Here is a 23,621-nt window from a genome sequence, read left to right as displayed (position 1 = left end):
GGATCCGAGCATCGCCTCCATCGTCAGTTCGACCAAAAGCCTCTTTCCGTGTGCATGAATTGGGCGCCCGCAGGCTTGCGGTGCGTTCACAGTCTGCTCATGCCGCGGGTATCGCTTCCCCCAGGTTTCCAAGAAAACGACTTCAACCCCAAGCAGCCGAACGATTTCAAACATACCGGTCCAAAAATTGCCACGAACGCAAAAACGGATCCTAGATTAATTTCGTATCGACTGGCAGGATCGCCTCGCAGCCATAACGCACAAATTGACAGCGATTTAAGTTGCGGCCCGGGCAACGGCAGCCCGTCCGGCGTGAAATCATTGACGATTCAAGCCCGGCACAAGGCTGTGCTCGGCTGCGCGCACAGATTAGGGAGGATCTAGCCAAACAAAAAAGAACATACCCATGAGCAAGCACTTTCGATCGGCCCGTTCCCCCCGTCGTTTGGCGTTCCAACGTCTCGAAAGTCGTAGGCTCCTCAGCAATGCGGCGATGGTCTGGTACGGGCAGGATAATCACGACGTGGTCGGGCCGACCGCGTCGCCCGGGCCGGACGGGCTCCAGGACATCCGCCTGGGACTCCGCAACCTCCAGCCTTATCAGATCGTCTCGGTGAACGTCAGCATCGGCTCGACGGCGAAGACCCCGGCGAACTGGTCCTACGGGGCGAATCCCGACGTGGTCTCGCGGGCGGAGGTGGTCCGCGTCGTGAACCAGGATCCGGGCTCGCAGTTCCCGTATTACATGAGCGACACGTCGCCGAACGCCGACCTCTACATCAACCCGCCGGCCGGCATCACCTCCTTCTCGACGCTCACTGCTGTCATCACGTATCAACATTACGATTCCAACGGCCACAGCATCATCACGACCGACACCGACACGCTGGCTCCCGGCGCGTACTCGGTCAACCCGACCCTCGCCACGAGCAACCCGAGCACGGCGAACCTGATCCCCACGGCGGGGGGAACCGCCCAGTTCGCCGGCCAGTACGCCACGGCCCAGCCCTGGGACAACAGCGTCACCAACGCCCACAACGCGGGCGATGTCCACGTCTACCTCAACACACTGCCGAGCGGGTACAACTTCGACTCGATCGTCTCGGTGCAGCTCAGCGACGTGACGTCGGGCGGGACCCAGTGGACGTACAACGCCAACGGCGGCACGAACCAGTCGCTGATGGTGAAGCGCCCGGCCTCGCAGGACGCCCCGGGGGTCTCGCGGGTCGCCGACCTCTACTTCGCCCCGACGCGGGACGAGTCGGGCTCGCCGATGACCCTGCTGATCACGGTCAAGGACTCATCGGGCCAGCTCCGCCAGTTCTACACGCAGTTCACGATCAACTCGAGCATCGACGTCAACCTGCGGTACCCGAGCTACGACGCCCAGGCGGGGGTCATCGTCGTCAGCCCGGCCGGGAATGACCTGGTCTCCTACCACGACCCGGCCGACACGTCGAACCCGTTCTCGATGACGACGAGCACGCTCGCCCAGCTCTTCGCGGGGCTGACCGGCTCTGGCCAGAGCATCCCGTCGAACAAGATCCACCTGTATGACAACATCCGGCTGGCGAGCGGGACGTACACGATCGACGCCTCGTCGAACGCCTTCCCCCTGATCTTCAGCAGGCCGATGGTCGTGACGGCCGACGCCGGGGCCACCTTCCAGTTCACGATGAGCTCGGTGGCGACCGGCCAGGCGGTCGCCCCGGCGATCCAGATCCAGTCGAGCCACGTCCACATCTCGGGGGTCTCGATCCGGTTCACGAACCCGATCTACTGGGGCTCGCAGAACGGGCTCTCGGGGGCGATCGTCGGCTACGTGCCGACCTCGGCGAACTCGTACGAGAACACGCACCCGAATGCGATGCTCGTCGACGTGGTCCTCAGCGGGATCGACCTCCAGTCCCCCGTCCTGCCCTACGCGTTCGCCACGAACCAGGTGGGGAACATCGGCAAGGACCTCAACCTCAACAGCACGCCGGCCCTCGGCCTCTCGTCGCAGTATCTGATGTCGTTCTGGGCGGTCAGCGGCACGATCCAGAACTCGACCTTCCGAGGCGGGTCGATCGCGATCAACGGCGGCCCCTGGACGGTCGCCAACAACAAGTACGTCGGGCTCGTCGGGACCGACCAGAAGTTCCCGTCGAACTACCCCAACACGGCCCTCGCCAACCAGGTCATCCCGACCTACTCCGACGCCCTCTTCACGAGCATCGCCCCGCACGACCAGGTGATCGTCGGCAACACGGCGTCGGTGGTCCCGCTCGTCGTCAACGGCGTCGCCCAGACCAACGGGGTGAACTATCGGTTCCTCTTCTACAGCGACCACACGTACAACAACCTGGTGTCGGGCAACACGATCGGCCAGGGGATGGGGCGTCGCGTGGGGACCGGGAGCGCCACGCCGTATGACTCCAACACCTTGCCGGCTCCGTACGGGAACCCGGGGAACGCCCCCGAGCTGATCCTGAACGAGAACTACCACGTCTACTTCGAGGGGATGGCGACCTCGCTCTCGTCCGACCGCCGGGTCCTGACGATCCCCGGGGGGAGCATCACCTTCTCGAACCAGACCTGGCCGATCTCGACGGGGGACGTGGTCTCGATCCTCTCCGGCCCTTATGCCGGGCAGTTCGCGATCGTCTCCCAGGTGCTAGGCTCGGGCGGCACGCAGTTCCTGCTGAACACGCCGCTGCCCTCGGGCTCCTACCCGATCTCGATCTCGGCCGGGCAGGTGAATGACGTCTACCGGTCGAACAACATCGACCTCCGCGGGACGACGTCCACCGCCTTCGTGATCCAGGGGGGCTCGTTCGGCACGAGCGTGATCAACAACACGATCGTCGGCGACGAGTCGTACGTGATCGACGGCGGCGGCTGGCTCAACACCAACGCCGCGATCCGGATCCAGGCCATGCCGAGCGAGACGGCCAACGCCGGCTCCGGATTCGGCTATCCGAATCCGTTGATGATCCCCTTCTACTACACGTTCAACCCGGTCTTCGGCTTCAACGTCTCGGGGAACGTCATCGACGGGACGGTCGGCGGGATCTCGGTCTCCATCGCCGACTCGGGCCGCTCGTCGATCGGCCGGGTCTACGTCTCGGGCACGGTCTCCGACAACCAGTTCGTCAACTACGGCTCGGCCCCGACGAAGTCGATCAACCCCGCGCTCGAGACCCCGACCAACACCACGCTGATCGGCGTCGGCTCGTACTTCTTCCGGTCGGTGAGCGCCCTGCATGACGTCGCGGGGATCGAATATTCGGTCGGCTATGCGAACCTCGACGCGAACGGGCAGGTCGTCCGCAAGAACGGCTCGCTCGACCCGGCCCCCGACGGCAGCGTCAACGGGGTCCCGTACCACTACAGCTTCGCCGATCCTTATGCGATCCAGCTCAGCATGTCGGGCAACTCGGTGCTGGTCGCCCCCGGGACGCCGGTGACGAAGTACGTCAACGTGGCCTCGGCGATCGTCAACGGCCAGGCGACGGTCTACGGCCAGGCCACGGCGCTGGCGGCCATCGCCCAGACGACGCAGGCCCTCGTCCTGCCCGCCCCGCCGCCGCCCCCGCCGCCGTCCTCCCCCTCGGCGCCGACCGCGGTCGCCCAGCCGGCCGCGGCGGGCGCCCTCAAGTTCGACTTCGGGCAGCCGGGCAGCCCGGCCCAGGCCGGATTCACGGCGATCTCGAACTTCTCGATCTACTCGCCCTCGATCGGCTACGGCTGGACGGCGGTCCCCCGCAACGACATGAACGCGACGAATCGGGGCTCGGTCTACGCGACCGACATGACCTTCCAGGTCGACCTCCCCAACGGCTACTACGACGTCGGCCTGGTCCTCGGCGACACGGGCCCCGGCTCGACGAACTACATCCAGGTCAACATCCAGGGGGGGACGGTCGACGCCCTCTGGACGAACAACGGCAAGCAGGTGGCCACGACGTACCTGGCCCAGGTCGTCAACGGCCACCTCTCGATCCGGCTCTACGTCAACACCCCCTCCGACGGCTCGATCTACATCGACTCGCTGGTCGTGTCGCCCAAGGCGATGCCGCTCCAGTTCCAGTTCGGGCCCAACGGCACGACGCCGAGCCCCGGCTTCGACGCCGCGAGCAACTTCAGCCACTACTCGGCGGGCGCCGGATACGGGTGGGCGACGACCTCCAATAATATGAACACCCAGGCCGGGATGGTCTACGCGACCGACATGACCTGGCAGGTCGACCTCCCCAACGGCTACTACAACGTCACCGCCACCCTCGCGGCGCTGGTGAATGCGGCCGACACGGCGACGGTCTACCTCCAGGGCAAGTCGGTCGGCACCGTCCTCACCGGCGCGGGGACCAACCCGGTCATCACCGCAATGGCCCAGGTGGTCGACGGCCACCTCACGGTCAGGATCCTGGGCGCCGGCCCCGACAACCTGGCCGGGCTCAAGACCTTGACGCTCTACCCGCTGAGCTTCAGCTTCGGCCAGGGGGGCAAGGCGGCCCCGCAGGGGTCGACCGCGGTCAGCGACCTCACGACCTACACGACGGCCCAGGGCTACGGCTTCACCGCCGTCCCCCGCAACGACCTCAAGGCCAGCCCGAACGGGGCCGTCTCGTCGACCGACATGACGTACCAGGTCGACCTCCCCAACGGCTACTACGACGTCTCCCTCGTCCTCGGCGACCTCGGGGGCGCCTCGACGAACTTCCTGCACGTGATGCTCCAGGGGGGCAACATCGACACCCTCTGGACCAACTCCGGCAAGCTCGTCGCGCAGACCTACTTCGCCAAGGTGACCGACGGCCGCCTCGTCCTCCGCCTCTTCGTCGACGACGTCTCGGGCGGGGCGATCTACCTCGACTCGCTCAAGATCGCCCCGAAGGCGATGCCCCTCCAGTTCCAGTTCGGGCCGAGCGGCGAGACGGTGGCCCCCGGCTTCGACGCCTCCAACAACTTCACCTACTACAGCGCCGGCACCGGGTATGGGTTCACCGATTCCAACTACATGAACTCCCAGCCGGGCATGGTCTACGCCAAGGACATGACCTACCAGGTCGACCTGCCGAATGGGTACTACTCGGTCACGACCAATCTCGCCGCGATCGGGAACGCCGCCGACATCGCGACGATCTTCCTCCAGGGGAACCAGGTCGGAGTCCTCTCGACCGGCTGGGGCACGACGCCGAAGGGGACGTACGTCGTCCAGGTCACCAACGGCCACCTCGTCCTCAGGATCACGGGGGGCGGGCCCGACGGCCTCGCGGGGATCAAGTCGCTGATCATCGCGAACGCCGCCGCCCCGACGACCACCACGACGACCACGACCACCGGCTCCACGGGCACGGGCTCCGGTTCCGGCGGCTCCAAGGGCTCGGCCTCGGCGTCCGTCGCCGTCCCCGCGGGATCGACGGCGGTCACGACGACGACCACCACCACGCCCAAGAGCGGGGCCACGGCGTCGACCACGACCACCGGCGTTCCCAAAACCGGGGCCGTGGTTGCGACCTCGGCGATGACCACGACGACGGCGACGGCCCCCCCCGCGACGCAGGCCCCCGCCGCCTCGACGACGGTCACGACGACCACCACGGTGACGGCCCCCGCCGCCACGGTCGTCCCCGCCGCGAGCAAGGCGGTCGTCGCGACGGTCACCCCCAAGGCCACGGCCGTCGCCGCGACCTTGCCGAACCCCTCGGCCTCGGTCCTCCGCCTCCAGCGGAAGCCGCAAGGCAGGCTGATCGTGACGAAGCCCGCCGCCCAGGCCTCGGCCGCGAGAGCCCGCGCCGCCCAGCACGCCACACTGACCACGCCCCGCCAGGCCACCCTGAAGCGAACCCCGATCTCCCCGGCCCTGGGGCACGCCAACCTCCTGGCCCGGCACGTCATCGGGATCAAGCACCCGCAGGCCTGATCGCCTCGGCGGCTCGAACCTGAGTCCAAGCAAGAGGCCACGGCCGTCATCGACGACCGTGGCCTCTCTCGTTTTCAATCGTGCCGCAACCCGGGGCTCACTTGCCCTCGAGGATCCAGGCCTCGTCGAAGACGGCGTGGTTGATCACCGAGCGCTTATCCGACGTGTAGACGACGTGGATCTTGCCATCCTTGGCCTGGAAGGCGGTCGGATAGCCGAAGTCGCCGGGACCGTCAACGACGTTGCGCTTGACGGGATACGTCTTGTCGACGTCGCTGGAGAGTGCGACGGCCAGCGGGGTCCGCTTCGTCATGCTGTCGTTGAAGACGAGCAGGAGCTTGCCTCCCTGGAGCTTGATGAAGTCGACGGCCGCGTTGGGGTTCGGGAAGGCCGAGTTCTTCCCCTCCGACCACGTCTTGCCGCCGTCGTGCGACTCCGACCTGACGATGTAGCCGACCTCCTGGGGGCCGTATCCGCCGCCGCGTCGGCAGTAGGCGATCAGGTACTTGTCATCGACCTGCACGACGGCCGGCTGGATGTTGCCGTTGGCCGAGTGGATCCGGCCGCTCTCCGACCAGGCCCTCGTCTTGGGGTTGAAGCGAAGGAAGAGCGAGACGCTCTCCTTGCCGACCACCTCGGGGTCGTTCCCGGTCTCCTTGTAGACGGGGAGCAGGTAGTCGCCATCGGTCAGGGCGATGGGACGGCCGCGGACCATCATCCCCTCCTCGAGCGCGAGGATCGAGCCGTCCGACCAGGTCTCGGCGTTGTCGCGCGAGACCTTCACCTGGATCCGGGAGTTGGACCAGGTCTCGCCGAAGCGGACGACGTAGAAGAGCCAGACGAGCCCATCGGGGGCCTGCCAGATCACGCCGTTGCCGACCGAGCGGAACGGGTCGTGGGCCAGGACCTTGGGCGCCGACCAGGCGGTCTCCCCCTTCTTGAGCCTCGAGCCGAAGACGGCCGTGTCGACGGCGTATTCCCCCTTCCCGCCGTAATAGACGAGGTAGAGGTCGCCGTTATCCAGCTCCGTCATGCAGGCGGGATGCTTGTAGGGGCCGGTCGGCGTCTCGGGGCCGAACAGGCGGCGGATCTTCAGCTCGCCGGCGTCGAGGTGGACCGTACTGAGGAGCAAGACACAGAGAGCGAGACCGAACACTCGCGCACAACGCCTGGGCACAATTCACCTCGATCCTGGGTCAACGTCAGCGGTTCAAAGCGCAGGGAGGCCCCGCCACGTCGCGGGTTCGCAGACGCATCTTTACCGCAACGGGCTCAGGCAGGGAAGAGGCCTCGGATCGGCGCACCGTCGGCGAGGCGATAAGGCCTCCCGGTGAGATCAACGATCTCCGACTCGGGGTCGAGCCCGAACCGCCAGAAGAGGGTCGCGGCGATGTCGGCGGGCGTGACCGGATCGGTGTCGGGATAGGCCCCGAGCTTGTCGCTGGCCCCGTACGTGACCCCGCCGCGGACGCCGCCTCCCGCCATCACCACGCTGTAGCAGTAGGGCCAGTGGTCGCGCCCGGCGGTCGCGTTGATCTTGGGGGTCCGGCCGAACTCCCCCATCGCGATGACGAGGGTCGATTCGAGCAGCCCTCGCTCGGTGAGGTCGTCGATCAGGGCGGCGAATGCGCGATCGGCGGGGGGCAAGAGGTCGTTCTTGTGCCTCGGGAAGACGTCGGAGTGCGAGTCCCAGTTGGCGAGCTGGCCGTTGACCTCGTGATCATAGACGCTCACGAACCGGACGCCCGACTCCACCAGCCGGCGGGCCAGGAGCATGCTCTGGCCGTGCTTGGTCCGCCCGTAGCGATCGCGAAGTTTCGGGTCTTCCGACTCGATGTGGAAGGCGCGTCGAACCGACTCGGAGCGGAGCAGGCGGAAGGCCTTGGCGTTGTACGTATCGAGGTCGCGCGCCCCGGCCGCGGCCTTGTCCCCCTGGCGGAGTTGGTTATCGACGACTTCCAGCAGCGACGCGCGGTGCTCGAGGCGGTCGAGCGAGACGTCGCCGGGCAGTTCCAGCTCGTCGAGGCGGAAGTCGGTCGCGTTGGGATCGCGGGTCAGCTGGAACGGGTTGTGCGCCGAGCCGAGGAACCCCGCGATCTGCCCGGGGAGCTGGACGACGTTGTGCATCACATGCGGCAGGGCGACGAACGTGGGCAAGCCCGGGCGCTCGGGGAGCTGGTGGCTCAGGGCCGACCCGAGGCAAGGCGGGTCGTTGCGGTCGTTGCCGAGCAGCTCGAGGTCCCCCTTGAGCGGGGGCCGGCCGCTCAGCGTGGCGAACGCCGCGGCGTTGTGGTTCGTCATCGGGTGGTGGACGCTGCGGATGATCGCCAGGCGGTCGACCACCTTCGCCGAGTGCGGCTGGTGCTCGCCGATCCGGATCCCGGGCACGCTCGTCGCGATCGAGTTGAACTCCCCACGCACCTCGCGCGGGGCGTTCGGCTTCATATCCCAGGTCTCGTGGTGGCTCGGCCCGCCATAATAGAACACCAGGATGCACGACTTGATCTTCGAGCCCGACCCGACGGACGCGGGCGACGACGGCGACGCCGCCTCGGCCCGCAGGAGCCCCGACAGGTTCATCCCGAACGCGCCCAGCCCGCCGATCCTCAGAAGCTGACGGCGGTTCATCCCGCGCCCCAGAGGGTTCCGACTCGCCCCGGTATCCATCGCCGGCCCCCTCCCTTTGCCCTATGGCTCGATTCGTTCGTCCAACAAACCTCCAACAAAATACTCGTTCCTGAGCGCGCAACGCAAGAACCGGACTGTCGCCTGATAGACTAGGCACTCACCAACGATGTGTGAGATGGCCACATGCGTCCCCTCGCGGATCTCCGGGCCAGGAGTCAGTGCCATGAGCCGAATCGTCGTCGGTTGGATCGCCGCCCTCGTCGTGTCGAGCCTTCCCGCCCGGGCGGCCGAGCCCCCCGGCTTCGCGGGCGACTGGAAGACGACTCTCGGGCCGATGAGCCTCAAACAAGACGGCGATGCCTTCACGGGCGTGCTCGACTTCTTCAAGATCCCCCTCAAGGGCAAGCTCAAGGACGGCGAGCTGACCCTCGAATACGACGAGCAGGACGTCCACGTCCGCTCGACGTCCAAGCTTGATCCCACAGGCCTCGCCTTCCAGGGCAAGACCACCGCCAGCAACGGCTTCCGCAACGTCTGGAACGGCTGGCGGCCCGAGCCAGCCTCCGACCAGGGCGGGCCGGCCGACTTCTCCGGCCTCTGGCTGACCGACCTCGGCCTGATGGAACTGACCCAGACCGGCTCTGACGTGAAGGGCCGCTACGCCCTGCGTGGCACGTCGAGCCTCGAAGGCAAGGTGCGAGGCCGCCGCCTCGACTTTCGGATCAAGGCCTTCCGCGAGGGCCCCGGCTGGTTCGACCTTGATCCCTCCGGCAAGACCCTGCGCGGGGCCGGCGGCACCGACGGCAACGCCCCCTGGTATGCCTGGAAGGGCCGCCGCGCCCCGGAGTTCTCGAGGCACGCGCCCCCCGTCGCGGGCAAAATCGTCGACGGCTCGACCGATGGGTTGCTGACGTACTCGGTGCGGGCGCCCGACGCTTACAAAGCCGATGACGCCAGGCGCTGGCCGACGATCGTCATCCTCCACGGCTCGAACATGAACGGCCGGGCCTATGTGAATACCATCGCCGCTCGCTGGCCCGACATCGCCCGCGATTACCTCATCATCGGGATCAACGGCGAGACCCCCTCCTCCATCGAGCCCGACAAGCTCGTGTTCAACTACACGTATGTCAATTTCGTCGGCCGAAGCACCTTCAAGGGCTTCCCCGGCACCGATCGCGAGAGCCCCGCTCTGGTGCTGGAAGCCCTCGCCGACCTCCGGCGTGCCTATCCGATCGATCGCTATTTCGTGGGAGGCCACTCGCAGGGCGGCTTCCTGACCTACAGCCTCCTGATGAACGGCCCCGAATCGATCGCCGGAGCCTTCCCGATCTCCGCCGGCCTGATCTTCCAGTGCGAGCCCTCCGCCTACGCCGACCCCGACCTCAAGGCCGCCCAGCGTCGCGTCCCCCTGGCGATCGTCCACGGCAAGACCGACCCCCTCGTCCCTTTCGGCTCGGGTGAGTACGCCTCAAACCTCTTCCTCGACGAGGCCTGGCCCGCCCTGCGGTTCTTCTCCGACGCCGAAGGCGCCCACGCCTTCGCCAACCTCCCCGTCGGCCCCGCAATCCGCTGGCTCGAGGCCATCTCCTCCGACGACCCGAAAGTGCTGCTCGACTTCGCCTCCAAACGCCTCGACGAATCGTCTCCCCGCGACGCCATCTCCGCCCTCCGACGCGCCGAGTCCCTACGACTCGAGGGCGAACCCCGCCAACGATTCGTCGCCCTCAAAGCCAAGGTCCGCGACCTCTGCCAGGCCGACATCCGCAAATACTCCGACGCCCTCCGCTCTGGCAAGGATCACGCCTGGATCGACGACTTCCTCACCTTCCGCGAATCCTTCGCCCACGCCGACGTCGCCTCCGAACTCCTGGCCATCTTCGATGGCCTCCGCGCCGACCAGAACGAGCCCGCCTCGAAACTCCTGAACGAGGCCCGCAACCTCTTCCGCCAGAACCACCGCGACGACGCCTTCGCCAAGCTCCGCCAGATCACCGAGACCTACTACGCCTCGACCTCCTATCGTCAGGCGAAGCAATGGCTCGCCGAGGCGAAATAATCGGTCTCACAACCTCGATTCGGATCCAGAACACACTCATCGCGATCGAACTGAACACCTCTATTTGAGGCAACTCAACACCACCAGAAAACCAAATCGACAACAGCTATTTTGATTTATTAAATTGATGATTCTCCTGCAATAAACTCAACATCAACCAAATCACCGACAAAATCTCTTAACTGTCTAAACTCTCCCGAAGAAACGATCACCTCCCCAACGATGCGGCTTATGCTATCTTTAGGTTGTTCTCGAGAATCCTTCAAAATACTTCCCATGAGGAGACCCAAAGGAAACCTAAGCTTCTCCTTAACCATTCTCCTAAACGCATATCTATTCGCGTAAACTTCAGCTGCAACTAAGTCTACAGTCTTGTCGAATCGCAAATTTCTCGCTTTTTCAACATCATCCACATGTCCCATTTCGTGAAGCAGGACGCTAAGCAGAGTACAATATCGAATCAAACCCTCACAATCGTCGCAACGCACGAACACGAAAGTCCAGATCTTCTTGTCACTAGGCAACTTCGCGACCTTAACAAAACCACCGTTTGGCGATTGATTGGCTTTTGGGTAAGCGAGGGTATCAGAGGTGTTCCAGAACTGTACCTCGTACCCAGCAAATCCAATGTGGTCAATAATTTCCTGATCTCCGCTGGGCTCTGAACCATCGATCACGTGAACATTTTTCACCGAAGGATGTCGCTTCTGTTCTGATTCGACAATGCGATTATAAACCGACAAATAATCATCAAATTCAACGGGAAATTTAGCCAAGCATTTATTCATCTGTTTCTCGGCTCGTTCCAGATTCTCTCGAGCTCGCTTTTCTTCATTTGATTTGTACATTTTATTTTATTAAATCCTTTCTGCTGAACTTGTGGATTTTGAACCAAGCTTCAAGAACATGGAGAATAAACATTCGCCCCAAGGTTCCTTCCAAAAAAAACTCCTGAGTTACAGCTTTTCTATTCTTTAGTCCACTTGGCCTTTTGTCCAGATCTAATTCTGATTGAGCAGTATCAGTCAGAAAGCAGCTCTTCTCTGTCAATTAGGAAACAATTCGTCAGGTGCACCACTACAATTCAAGCTTTAGAATTTTGCGACAGGGCCGCCAAGCATATTTTTGTCTGAATTAGGCGATACCGATCAGGACGATCCACCCTTGCCAGCTTGGAAGCCGGGAGGCGATAATCCAACAAAGCTCCCACCAAAGTTGGTCGATCCCGCCTCCAAAACCCCGAGCGGTACGAAGATATGTCACGGCAACCGGACTCGGTATCCCGAATGGGGCACGCTCGACGGCCGAGAGGCCGACGCGTGCTGGGCTTGATTGTCGCCTGCTTGGCCCTCGGGTTTGAGGCACAAACCAGCACCGCGAAGGGGGACGACGCGGTCAACTTCGGGCGGGATGTGCTGCCGATCCTGTCGGATAAGTGCTTCCACTGCCACGGGCCCGATCCGAAGGCCCGCAAGGCGAAGCTCAGGCTGGATACCCAGGAAGGGGCCTTCCGAACCGAAGACCCGATCATCGTGCCGGGGAAGAGCGACGAGAGCGAACTCGTGCTGCGGGTGCTCAGCGAGGATGCGGAGGAGAAGATGCCCCCGCCGGATTCGAACCGGTCGCTGACGAAGGAGCAGATGGCGACCCTCAAGAAGTGGGTCGACCAGGGGGCGAAGTGGGGGAAGCACTGGGCGTTCGAGACGCCGTCGAACCCGGTGCCGCCCGTCGCCAAGAAGCCGGAGTTGCAAGGCTGGTCGCGGAACCCGATCGACCAGTTCGTCCTCGCGAAGCTCGAGCGGGAGGAGCTCTCGCCCACGCCCGAGGCGACGAAAGAACGGTTGATTCGCAGGCTGACACTCGATCTGACCGGGCTGCCGCCGACGCCCGCCGAGATCGATGCCTTCCTCAATGACGCAGCCCCGGATGCGTATCAGAAGCTGATCGGAAGGCTGCTCGACTCGCCGCGATATGGCGAGCGCGTGGCCAGCGAGTGGCTCGACGTGGCGAGGTATGCGGATACGCACGGGTTCCAGTCGGATCGGTATCGACCGATGTGGCCCTGGCGAGACTGGGTGATCAAGGCCTTCAACCAGAATCTGCCGTTCGACCAGTTCATCACCTGGCAGCTCGCGGGGGATTTGCTGCCGAAGGCCTCGAAGGACCAGAGGCTCGCGACGGCCTTCAACCGGCTGCACATGCAGAATGAAGAAGGGGGCATCGTCGAGGAGGAGTATCGCGTCGCCTACGTCGTCGACCGCGTGAACACGATGGGGACGGCCTTCCTCGGGCTGACCCTCGAATGCTCGCGGTGCCACGACCACAAGTATGACCCGATCACCCAGCGCGACTATTACTCGCTCTTCTCCTTCTTCCAGAACGTCGACGAGTCGGGGCAGACCTCCTATTACACCTCCGCGATGCCCGTGCCGGCGATGCTCCTCTCCGACGCGGCCACCGACGCGAAGCTCGAAGACCTACGTCGGCGGATCGTCGCCAAGGAAGCCGAGGTCGGGAGCCTCAAGGGCACGGCGAGCGACGCCTTCGACGAATGGCTCGGCTCCAGGACCGGCCAGCCGGGCCTCCCCGGCCTCGCGGCCGCCTACGACTTCGACGCCATGCCCGAGGGCAAGGCGGCCAACTCCGTCGACCCCAAGAAGCCCGCGCAGAGCGTCGAGGGGCCGACGCTCGTCCCCGGCAAGCTCGGCCAGGCCGTGCAGCTCGATGGCGAGGACGGGTTCAACTTCCCGGGCGTCGGCCATTTCTCGAGGGTCGACCCATTCTCGATCAGCTTCTGGGTCGAGGCTCCGGCGAAGTCTCCCCGAGCCGTGATCCTCCACCACAGTCGGGCCCCCATCGACGCCGGCAGCCGCGGCTATGAGGTCCTGCTCGAAGAAGGGCGGGTCGCGTTCGGGCTCCATTACATGTGGCCGGGGAACTCGCTGAAAGTCGTCACCAAGGGAGAGATCCCCGTCGGGGCCTGGGCCCACGTCGCGTTGACGTATGACGGCTCGAGTCGCGCCGATGGGATCAAGATCTACCTCGACGGCAAGCCGGCTGAGCTGGAGATCATCAGGAACGGCCTCTACAAGGACATCACCTACGACGGCGGAGAGCCCGACCTGGCCCTCGGCTTCCGGTTCCGCGACTCCGGGTTCAAGGGGGGTAAGTTCGACGAGTTCCGCCTCTTCAGCCGAGCCTTGACCCCGCTCGAGGCCGCCTCACTCGCCGGCAAGCCTGATCTTGCCGAGGCCTGGCAGACCGCCGCCGATCGGCTCTCGCCCGCCCAACGCGCGGGGCTGCTCGCCTACTACGAGTCGAACGTCGACCCGCTGACCCGCAAGGCGACGGACGAACTGCACGCCCTGCGTAAGGAGCAGAGCCAGCTCGTGAACCCGATCGCCGAGGCGATGGTCATGAAAGAGCTGCCCAGGCCCAAGCCGGCGTTCATCCTCAAGCGAGGGGCTTACGACGCCCCCGGCGACCCGGTGACGGCGGATACTCCCTCGTCGCTCCCCCCCTTCCCGGCCGACCTGCCGAAGAACCGGCTCGGGCTGGCGCGCTGGCTGCTCGACCCCGACCACCCGCTCACGGCCAGGGTCACGGTGAATCGGCTCTGGCAGATGATGTTCGGCAAGGGGATCGTCGAGACCAGCGACAACTTCGGCAACCAGGGGGCCCAGCCGACGCATCCGGAATTGCTCGACTGGCTCACGCGAGAGTTCATCAGGTCGGGCTGGGATGTGAAGCATTTGCTCACCCTGATGGCGAACTCGGCCACGTACCGGCAGGCCTCGCACGCGTCGCCGGAGTTGCTGGCCAAGGATCCCGGCAATGTCCTGCTGGCGCGAGGCCCCGCGCGTCGGCTGACGGCCGAGATGCTCCGCGACCAGGCCCTCGCCTCGAGCGGCCTGCTGGTCGACACCAAGGGGGGCCCCGCAGTGAAACCGTATCAGCCGGAAGGGCTCTGGGAAGTCGCGATGGGTGCGGTCCGCTACGACCAGTCGAAGGGGCCCGACCTCTACCGGCGGAGCCTCTACACCTTCTGGAAGCGGACGGTCCCGCACCCGGCGATGATCGCCTTCGACGCCGCCGAGCGCAACGTCTGCGTCGCCAAGCGGCAGAGCACCAGCACGCCGCTCCAGGCCCTCGCGCTCCTGAACGACGTGCAGATCGTCGAGGCCTCCCGGTTCCTCAGCCAGCGGATGCTCAAGGAAGGGGGAGCCGACGACGCCTCGAAGGTCGCCTGGCTCTTCCGCCTGCTCACGAGCCGCAAGCCGACGGCCGGGGAAATCACCATCCTGACGGAACTCCTGGCCGACCAGCGGGCCCTCTTCGCCTCCGACTCGGCGGCCGTCGCCAAGCTGCTGGCCCAGGGGGACTCGCGGAACGACGCGGGGCTTGACCCGGTTGAGCTGGCCGCGGGGACGGTCCTCGCCGAGGCGATCCTGAACCACGACGAGGCGGTCCTCCGCCGCTGATCCGAACCAAGCCGAAGCGACCAGAGGGAGAGGCCACGATGAATTGCGAGCACATCAACTTCGCGATGAACCGCCGCGATTTCTTCGGCAGGTTCGGCTTCGGCCTGGGGGGCGCCGCGCTCTCCACCCTGCTGACGGGGGAGAACGGGGCCCGGGCCGCGAGCCCCGAGGCGGGCGCGTTCAAGGGGATTCTCCCGGCGCCCCACGTCCCGCCCAAGGCCAAGCGGATCATCTCGCTGTTCATGAGCGGGGGGCCGTCGCAGCTCGACCTCTTCGACCACAAGCCGACCCTGAACCGGATGAACGGCCAGGACCTCCCCGCCAGCGTGCGGATGGGGCAGCGGCTCACGGGGATGTCGGCCAACCAGGCGACCTTGCCCCTGGCCGGCTCGGCGTTCAAGTTCGCTCAGCATGGAAACTCGGGGGCCTGGCTGAGCGAGCTGCTCCCCTGGACGTCGAAGGTCGCCGACGAGCTCTGCTTCGTGAAGTCGCTCTATACCGAGGCGATCAACCACGACCCGGCCATCACCTTCTTCCAGACCGGCTCGCAGCTCGCCGGCAGGCCGAGCATGGGGGCCTGGCTCAGCTACGGGCTCGGCGGGGCGAATGAGAATCTGCCGGCCTTCGTCGTCCTGATCTCCAAGGACCGGATCGACCAGCCGCTCTATGCACGCCTCTGGGGCAACGGGTTCCTGCCGAGCATCCACCAGGGGGTCCAGTTCCGCAGCGGCAAGGACCCGGTGCTCTACCTCGACAACCCCGAAGGCATCAGCGCGGCGAGCCGCCGCAAGATGCTCGACCGCCTCGCCGAGCTGCACGCGATCCAGTATCAGGATCTCGGCGACCCCGAGATCAACGCGAGGGTTGCGCAGTACGAGATGGCGTACCGGATGCAGACGAGCGTCCCCGACGTGATGGACCTGGGCAAGGAGTCGGAGGCCGTCTTCGACCTCTACGGCCCCGACGCCCGCAAGCCGGGGACCTTCGCCGCGAACTGCCTGCTGGCCAGGCGCCTGGCCGAGCGCGATGTCCGCTTCATCCAGCTCTACCACCCCGGCTGGGACCATCACGGCGGCCTGCCCAACGGCATCAGGCGGCAGACCCAGGACGTCGACCGCGCCTGCTACGCGCTCCTGACCGACCTCAAGCAGCGCGGGATGCTCGACGAGACCCTCGTGGTCTGGGGGGGCGAGTTCGGCCGCACGAATTACTCGCAAGGGAAGCTCACGCCGACCGACTACGGCCGCGACCACCACCCTCGCTGCTTCACGATGTGGATGGCCGGCGGCGGTGTCAGGCCGGGCGTGACCGTCGGGGCCACCGACGAATTCGGCTACAACGTCGTCGAGGACCCCGTGCACGTCCACGACGTCCAGGCCACGATCCTGCACCTCCTCGGCATCGACCACGAGAAGCTGACGTACAAGTTCCAGGGGCGTTACTTCCGCCTGACCGACGTCCACGGCAACGTCGTCAAGAGCATCCTCGCATGATCGCGTGAAGACGTCAGGACCCGTTCCGCTTGTATTCCTCCAGCACGAGGCGGTCGAAGGCGGCGAGCAAATCCTCGCGGTCGGAGTAAGGGCCGGGGGTGTAGGAGCGGGAATTGACGCCGAGCTGGGTCAGCTCCGTGACGTGCCAGTCCTGCCGGTTCGTGACCTCCCAGATCTCGAAGGCGTCGCCGGCCCCGAAGCCGGGCTGGGCGACCTCCTTGCGATGGAAGTGCCACTCGCAGACGACCTGGGTCCGGTCGACGGCCTTGGGCCAGAGGGTGTACGTCACCATGTAGTCGGGGAGCAGGGTGAGGAGCAGGTTCGGCAGCACGGCGTAGAAGTAGACCCGGCGGAGGTCGGCCCCCTTGAGCCCCGGCAGGTAGTCCCGGCTCTGGTGGCCGTCTTTCGAGATCGTCGCGACCCCCGGCCTCAGGTCGTTCTTGCCGCCGAGATAGCCCCAGTGCGTGGGCTCGCTGTCGCCGTCGAGGTAGTGCGAGAGCTTCTGGAAGGCCGGGTGGATGATCGGGCAGTGCAGGCACTCGGAGTAATTCTGGATCAGCAGCTTCCAGTTCGCCTTCACGTCGTAGACGACCCGGTGCCCGAGGCGAAGGTCTTGCATCCCCCAGGGCTTGAACTTCTCGACCAGGCCGCCGACCTGATCCTCGAAGGGTCTCGGGGCCGCGGACAGGTTGACGAAGATGTGGCCGTCCCAGGTCGCCAGGCCGACGGGTTTGAGTGGGTAATCATCCTTGCGGAACCCCTCGACGACGTCCATGTGCGGGGCGCCGATGAGCCGGCCTTGCAGGTCATAAGTCCAGGCGTGATAGGGGCACTGGAAGCTGTGCCCTTCGAGCTTGCCCCCCTCCCCCTCGCAGATCCGGGTCCCCCGGTGGCGGCAGACATTGTAGAAGGCCCGGAGCCGCCCGTCTTCCCCCCGGGCGATCATGATCGACTCGGGGCCGACCTCGCGGATCAGGTACGAGCCGGGGGACTCCACCTGTTCCTCGCGCCCCGCGTAGATCCACATCCCGAAGAAGAAGCGCTCATACTCCCTGCGGAACAGGTCGGGGTCATTGTAGTAGCACGCGGGCAGGGTCGAGGCCCCCGCGGGTAGGCCGATCCTCGTCTTCGTGGACATCGTCGGCATCTCCAGATGGCTCCATCGAATGAAGCGTCCCCTCCCCACTCCTATTACGAAGCGAGCGCAATCCCCGTTCGAGAAACGTCCTACCACAATCTTGGCGGCCGACCTGGCCTCCCCCGACCCGAGGAGTCGGGACACGATCCCGAGGCCCTCCATTCCAATACTGTGCGCACACCAGGGCGCCCCGCCACGCTGGGCAAATCTGGAGCGTCGAGTTAAAGTAGGATATCTCCGGAGGTGCTTCCGCCGATAATGTGAGCGAATCGCGCGGTCGTCCCGTGAAACCAATCCGCGATTGGAAACGAATAGAAAGCGAGTGCGATGGTGCAGCGACTGGTCGTCCGATCCTCCGGGGTCGGGCCGTCGGCGCGATCGGATGTTGGCTTGGCTCTCCCCCTTGCCCTCCGATTCCTCGAAGATCCGGCCCCGATCGGCGACGACGGGCGACCGATCGGCCGCGATTGTCGCCGAATTGTTAGGTTGGGTCGGCCAAGCGACTCGCCAAGCGGCGGGTCGCCTCCCCCCGTTCGACCGCCCGACCCTGACCCGGAGACCGACGTCGCAACCCGCGTCCTCCGTCCCGATTGAGGCGAATCTGCCGGCGAAGCGCCCGCCCTCGGCGACGACGACCCCGGGGGCGATCTCGAGGTCCGCAGCGGCGAATGAACGGGAGTGATTCTTGAGCGATCGAGAAGGCCAGAGCCAGCCCGAGGACGACCTCGCCCAGCAGACCACCCTGCGCACCGAGGCCGATGCGCAGGTGACGATGCAGCTCGGCGGCTCCGAAGAGGCGACCATCACCATCGGCCAGGTCCCCTGCGAGGACATCGACCCCGAGATCCGCCAGGTGGGGGACTACGACCTCATCAACGAGATCGCCCGGGGCGGGATGGGGGTCGTCTACAAGGCCCGCCAGCGCCGCTTGAACCGGGTCGTCGCGCTCAAGATGACCCTGGCCGGGCCGCACGCGTCGGACTCCGACAACCTCCGGTTCCGGACCGAGGCCGAGGCGGTCGCGAACCTCGACCACCCGAACATCGTCCCCGTCTTCGAGGTCGGCGAGCACCGCGGCCACTGGTACTTCAGCATGAAGCTGATCGAGGGGGGGAGCCTCGCCAGCAACCTCGAGCAGTACCGGACCAGGCCCCGCGAGGCCGTCGAGCTGATGGTGACCGTCGCCAGGGCGATGCACTACGCCCACCAGCGCGGGATCCGCCACAGGGATCTGAAGCCCTCGAACATCCTCCTCGACGCCGAGGAACGCCCCCACGTCACCGACTTCGGCCTGGCCGAGCGCGACGGCGACTCCAGCGACCTGACGAGCCCCGGCGCCATCGTCGGCTCCCCTCCCTACATGTCCCCCGAGCAGGCCGCCGGGCGCTCGCACGCGGTCACGACGGCGACGGACGTCTACGGCCTGGGCGCGATCCTCTACGCGATGCTCACCGGGAACGCCCCCTTCCGCGGCGATTCGGCCCTCGAGACGATCCGGCAGGTCCGCGAGTGCGACCCCGAACGCCCGAGCCAGGTCAACCCGGCGGTCGACCGCGACCTCGAGGCCATCTGCCTCAAATGCCTCCGGAAGGATCCGCAGGATCGCTACGCCTCGGCCGACGCCCTGGCGAACGACCTCAGGCGATGGCTCCTGGGGGCGTCGATCATGGCGAGGCCCACCAGCAGCCTCGAGCGAGTCAGGCGCTGGTGCCGCCGCCACCCGTTCGTCACCGGCCTGCTCGCGCTGGCGGTGGTGCTCCAGGTGGCCGCGACCCTCTCCGCGCTCTCGGTGGCGCGCTCGCTCGAGAACCTGCTCGTCCGCGAGGTCAGCCGCAACAACCTCTTCGCCGCCCGCAACGTCGCCAGCACGGTCCTCCTGAAGCTCGAGCATCTCAGCGACCCGCTCGCCAGGGCGGCCGACGACCCCGCCCTGCGCAAGCTCCTCCAGGGGGGATCGCACGACGAGATGATGCGCTTCCTGGAGAAGCTCACGAAGTCGCACCGCGACCACCGCAAGGCGTCGTCGCCGTTCGAGACATGGTACCTCCTCGGCCCGACCGGGAAGATGCTTGCGATCTCCCCGGCGAACGAGGCGGTCCTCGGCCACGACTTCAGCGGCCGAGACTACTTCCAGGGGGCCCTGCGCCAGGGGCGCGAGGCCGACAACAACCGCATCCACATCTCGCGGATCTTCCGCGCCGAGAACGACGGCCTCTTCAAGTTCGCCATCACCGCCGCCGTCTACGACGGGAACGAGGACGACGCGAAGCTCCTGGGCGTCATCGCCGCGACCATGACGACCGACTCCACGCTCGACTCCCTCCGCCTCAACGACGAGCGGCGCGAGGCCGTGCTCGTCGGGCGCCGGGACATGAACCCGCCCTCGGCCCCGAAGCCGGCCGAGCCCGGCCAGCCCCAGCCTGCGCCCGCGAATTCGGCGAAGGAGGACCCCGAATACCTGATCCTGCTCCACCCCGCCTATCGGCACGGATCGGAGGCCATCCGGGTCCCGTCGGAGGTGATCCCGAAGATCCCGGGCCTCGGCTCGGGGGACGAGTTCCAGCTCCGCAATCCGGATGAGGAAGACCCCGACATCCCGGTGGTCCTGGCCGACTACCGCGACCCCCTCGGCGAGCGCGACCGCCGGTTCGCCGGCCGCTGGCTCGCCGGCTTCGCCCCGATCGGCAACACCGAGCTGATCGTCATCGTCCAGCAGCGCTATGGCCTGGTCATCTCGGCCGACGAGCGGCTCGCCCTCGACCTCCTCGTCTGGATCGGCCTCGCCGTCATGTTCGGCGCCATCGTCGTCGGCGGCGTCGGCTATGCCACCAGCCGCTCCTGGCGACGCTCCGTCTCGGCCATCGGGACCTGACGGGGCGGCTCGCCCTGTCGCGGAGAAAAATGAGACGCGAGGCCCCGCGGTCGCCACTTATCCTGTATAAGGACGGCGATCCTCGCCGTCGATTCGGGTCCGGCTTCGGGGAGATCGAAGGCGATGGCGAGCAGCCTGGCGATGGGCACGGCCTTGAGGGACCTCCGCGATCTGTTCGGCGACGGCACGACCGTCGGGCTCGGCGATGCACGGCTCCTGGCCCGCTACGCCGACGCGGGCGACGAGTCGGCCTTCGCGGCCCTGGTCGCCCGCCACGGCCCGATGGTCCTGGCCACCTGCCGGGCCGTCCTGAAGCACGACCACGACGTCGACGACGCCTTCCAGGCCACCTTCATGGTCCTGGCCAGGAAGGCCCGCTCGGTCCGGGACGCCGACGCCCTGGGGGGCTGGCTGCACCGCGTCGCCTATCGCGCGTCGATCCATGCCCGGGACGCCTCGAGACGCCGGAGCCATCGCGAGGCGGAAGCCGCGGCGCTGGCCCCCCTCCACTCCACCCTCGATGACCTCTCGGTCGCGGCCGACGTCGCCGCGGTCGTACATGAGGCGGTCGAGCGGCTCCCCGAGAAGCACCGCCTGCCGGTGGTCCTCTGCGACCTGGAGGGCCTGGCCTACGAGCAGGCCGCCGAACGACTGGGCTGGACCCTGCCGACGTTGCGCTGTCGGCTGGCGAAGGCCCGGCGACTGCTCCAGGCCCGCCTCGTCCGCCAGGGGATCGCGCCGCTCGCGGTCGCCGGCATCCTGGCCGCACAGGCCGCCCAGGCGAAGGAGGCGGTCCCGGCCGCCCTGGCTCGCTCGACCCTGACGGCCGCGGCCGGCGGGACTACGTCGGCAACCGTCGCCAGCCTCTCGGCGGCCTTGAGCCGGGGCCTGGCCCTGGCCAGGCTGAAAGCGGCCTCGGCAGGCGTATTGGCCGCGATCGCCCTCGCGACGTCCGGCCTCGTCGCGGTCGGGGCCTTGCGCCCCGATCCGGCCGGTCTCGCGATGGCCCCGCCGCCCGACGCCGCGTCGGAACGCCCGAAGGCCGCCAGAGAGCTCCAACCGGCCCCCTCGGCGGATCGGATCGAGGTCCGCGGCCTCGTGCTCGATCCCAAAGGACGGCCCGTGGCGGGGGCGGCCGTGCGGACGTACAGCATCGGCCAGGACGATCGGTTCACGGCAAAGACGACCAGCGGGCCGGACGGCCGGTTCCAGCTCCGGGTGCGCTCCTGGGGGATCAATTCCCTCATGCGGACGGGAGACATGTATCCGTGGGTCATCGCCTCGGCCCCGGGGTTCGGGCCCGGCTGGGCGTCGGCCTTACCTCAGCCCGGCGCCCCCGCCGAGACGACAGTCCGATTGGTCGAGGAAGGCCCCCCGATCGAGGGGCGGATTGTCGACCTCGAAGGTCGCCCGGCCGCAAATGCCCGGGTCCGTGTCGAGACGCTCTGGTTCGCCCGCGAGGGGGGCGTGTCGCCCTGGCTCGACCGCGTCCGGGGCACGGCGATCGAGGGCCCCTGGCGGGGCCTCCAACAATTTCCGGTTTCGATCAGCACCGACACCGACCCCGACGGCCGCTTCCGCCTGATGGGCATCGGCCCGGAGCGGATCGCGCAGATTTTCATCACGGGGCCGACGTTCACCACGACCCAGGTCTACGTCGCCAGCCGCGACGGCGAGGCTATCCGCACCGCCAATCCGTTTGCCGGAGTGGGCGGGACGTCGGGGATCACCTACTATCCTCGCCGCTTCGAGCTCGCCGCCGGGCCCGCCCGGCCGATCGAGGGGACCATCCGCGACAAGGACACGGGCCGGCCCATCGCCGGACTGACGATCCGCGGTCGGGTCGAAGTTGCGGGCAACCTCATCTGGACCCCCGGCATCGAGGCGAAGACCGACGACCTCGGGCATTACCGCCTCAACGGCCTGTCCGGTGCGCCCTCCTATCGGCTGTTCATCGAGCCTGGGCCGGGCCAGCCTTACACCAGGGCCACCTTCGTCACCCCCGAAGGCCCCTCCGGGCCGGGGCCGGTCGCCTTCGACATCGCGATGAAGCGGGGCGTGCTCGTCCGGGGCCGGGTGACCGACAAGGCGGACGGTCGGCCCGTGTCGGGATATGTCCACGCCTTCACCTTCGCGGACAACCCACACGCCGACGAGTTCCCCGGCTACGTGGGGAGCCAGCATACCTACGTGCTGATCGAGGAGGACGGCCGATACCAGATCGCCGTCCCCCCCGGCCGGGGCATCATCGCCTGCTCTTCGGATTCCGGCCGCTACCTCCAGGGTATCGGTGCCTCGACGATCCGGGGCTACGACCCCAAGGTCCGCGACGGGGGCCTCCGCACGCGTCAAGGGGGCTGCCGCTGCGACGGCTATCACGTCGTGGCCGAGATCGATCCCGACCCCAAGGCCGAGACGACCACGCTGGACCTCCAGGTCGACCCCGGCCGATCGCTGACCATCCACGCCGTCGATCCCGAGGGGCGTCCCCTCGCCGGGACGAGGGCCGCGGGCCTTGGCCCCGAGTCGTCGGTTTCCACCTACGAGCAGGACTCGCCCACGATCGAAGTCCACGCCCTCGAGACCTCGCAGCCCCGCCGCGTGACCATAACGCACGAGGGCCGGAAGCTGGCCGGGTCGATCTACCTCAAGGGGGACGAGACCGGACCGCTGACCGTCCGGCTCCAGCCCTCTGGAACCGTCACCGGGCGCATCGTCGACGAGGATGGGCTGCCGCGCGGGGGCCTCGAGTTGACCGACATCGGCGGATTCTCCGAGGAGCCGCCCCCCGACCGGGCCAAGCTGCCGGCGGGCGACTCCAGGCCGGAGATGGTGGTCGGCGGCGACGGCCGGTTCCGCCTCGAGGGCCTCACCCCGGGCCTCAAGTACGGCGCGGGGGCGGTCCGGGGACTCGTGCACCTGGGCGATCTCTTCCGCGACGTGACCGTCGAGCCCGGCGAGGTCAAGGACCTCGGGGACCTGAAGATCACCCCATCCCAGGACTGAAGGGGAAAGGCCTTCAGGCGGGACCGATCGCGGAAG

General features: G+C 66.7%; 10 protein-coding genes. 6 read left to right on the top strand and 4 right to left on the bottom strand.

Features of this window, described 5'->3' with window-relative positions; translation table 11 throughout:
* The first annotated feature begins 406 nt into the window (after nt 1–406).
* Nucleotides 407–5,908: a hypothetical protein gene (locus ACOYYX_RS05310; RefSeq protein WP_422928896.1), complete on the top strand. Its 5,502-nt coding sequence runs from the start codon at nt 407–409 to the stop codon at nt 5,906–5,908.
* A gap of 97 nt (nt 5,909–6,005) precedes the next feature.
* Here ACOYYX_RS05310 and ACOYYX_RS05305 read toward each other — a convergent pair whose 3' ends face one another.
* Together ACOYYX_RS05305 and ACOYYX_RS05300 are read right to left on the bottom strand one after the other, a co-directional pair.
* Nucleotides 6,006–7,064 carry a sialidase family protein gene (locus tag ACOYYX_RS05305; protein ID WP_422928895.1) on the bottom strand — a complete coding sequence of 353 codons (1,059 nt, stop codon included), beginning with the start codon at nt 7,062–7,064 and terminating at the stop codon, nt 6,006–6,008.
* A 116-nt stretch (nt 7,065–7,180) separates the two neighbouring features.
* Nucleotides 7,181–8,575: a DUF1501 domain-containing protein gene (locus ACOYYX_RS05300; RefSeq protein ID WP_422928894.1), complete on the bottom strand. Its 1,395-nt coding sequence runs from the start codon at nt 8,573–8,575 to the stop codon at nt 7,181–7,183.
* 184 nt (nt 8,576–8,759) lie between these two features.
* Here ACOYYX_RS05300 and ACOYYX_RS05295 point away from each other — a divergent pair, with 184 nt between their 5' ends.
* Complete coding sequence (locus ACOYYX_RS05295) at nt 8,760–10,595, top strand: hypothetical protein (RefSeq protein WP_422928893.1); 1,836 nt, start codon at nt 8,760–8,762, stop codon at nt 10,593–10,595.
* A gap of 119 nt (nt 10,596–10,714) precedes the next feature.
* Here ACOYYX_RS05295 and ACOYYX_RS05290 read toward each other — a convergent pair whose 3' ends face one another.
* Nucleotides 10,715–11,383: a hypothetical protein gene (locus tag ACOYYX_RS05290; RefSeq protein ID WP_422928892.1), complete on the bottom strand. Its 669-nt coding sequence runs from the start codon at nt 11,381–11,383 to the stop codon at nt 10,715–10,717.
* A gap of 531 nt (nt 11,384–11,914) precedes the next feature.
* Here ACOYYX_RS05290 and ACOYYX_RS05285 point away from each other — a divergent pair.
* Together ACOYYX_RS05285 and ACOYYX_RS05280 are read left to right on the top strand one after the other, a co-directional pair.
* Nucleotides 11,915–15,076, top strand: coding sequence for a DUF1553 domain-containing protein (locus ACOYYX_RS05285; protein ID WP_422928891.1), 3,162 nt, complete (start codon nt 11,915–11,917; stop codon nt 15,074–15,076).
* A gap of 38 nt (nt 15,077–15,114) precedes the next feature.
* Nucleotides 15,115–16,569, top strand: a complete 1,455-nt coding sequence (locus ACOYYX_RS05280) for a DUF1501 domain-containing protein (protein WP_422928890.1) — start codon at nt 15,115–15,117, stop codon at nt 16,567–16,569.
* Nucleotides 16,570–16,582: 13 nt separating this feature from the next.
* On the opposite strand, the gene ACOYYX_RS05275 is transcribed toward ACOYYX_RS05280, so the two are convergent.
* Nucleotides 16,583–17,707: an aromatic ring-hydroxylating oxygenase subunit alpha gene (locus ACOYYX_RS05275; RefSeq protein WP_422928889.1), complete on the bottom strand. Its 1,125-nt coding sequence runs from the start codon at nt 17,705–17,707 to the stop codon at nt 16,583–16,585.
* A 685-nt stretch (nt 17,708–18,392) separates the two neighbouring features.
* Between ACOYYX_RS05275 and ACOYYX_RS05270 the strand changes: the two genes are divergently transcribed.
* Together ACOYYX_RS05270 and ACOYYX_RS05265 are read left to right on the top strand one after the other, a co-directional pair.
* Nucleotides 18,393–20,579 (top strand): serine/threonine protein kinase, encoded by a 2,187-nt coding sequence (locus ACOYYX_RS05270; protein ID WP_422928888.1) that lies wholly within the window; start codon nt 18,393–18,395, stop codon nt 20,577–20,579.
* A 123-nt stretch (nt 20,580–20,702) separates the two neighbouring features.
* Complete coding sequence (locus tag ACOYYX_RS05265; RefSeq protein ID WP_422928887.1) at nt 20,703–23,585, top strand: sigma-70 family RNA polymerase sigma factor; 2,883 nt, start codon at nt 20,703–20,705, stop codon at nt 23,583–23,585.
* Nucleotides 23,586–23,621 lie beyond the last annotated feature (36 nt).

This window comes from Singulisphaera chitinilytica (assembly GCF_049331405.1).
In the GTDB taxonomy this organism is placed as follows: Bacteria; Planctomycetota; Planctomycetia; order Isosphaerales; family Isosphaeraceae; genus PoT.
The sequence above is the reverse complement of the archived record's forward strand: the minus strand, read 5'-3'. Positions and strand labels throughout refer to the sequence as shown.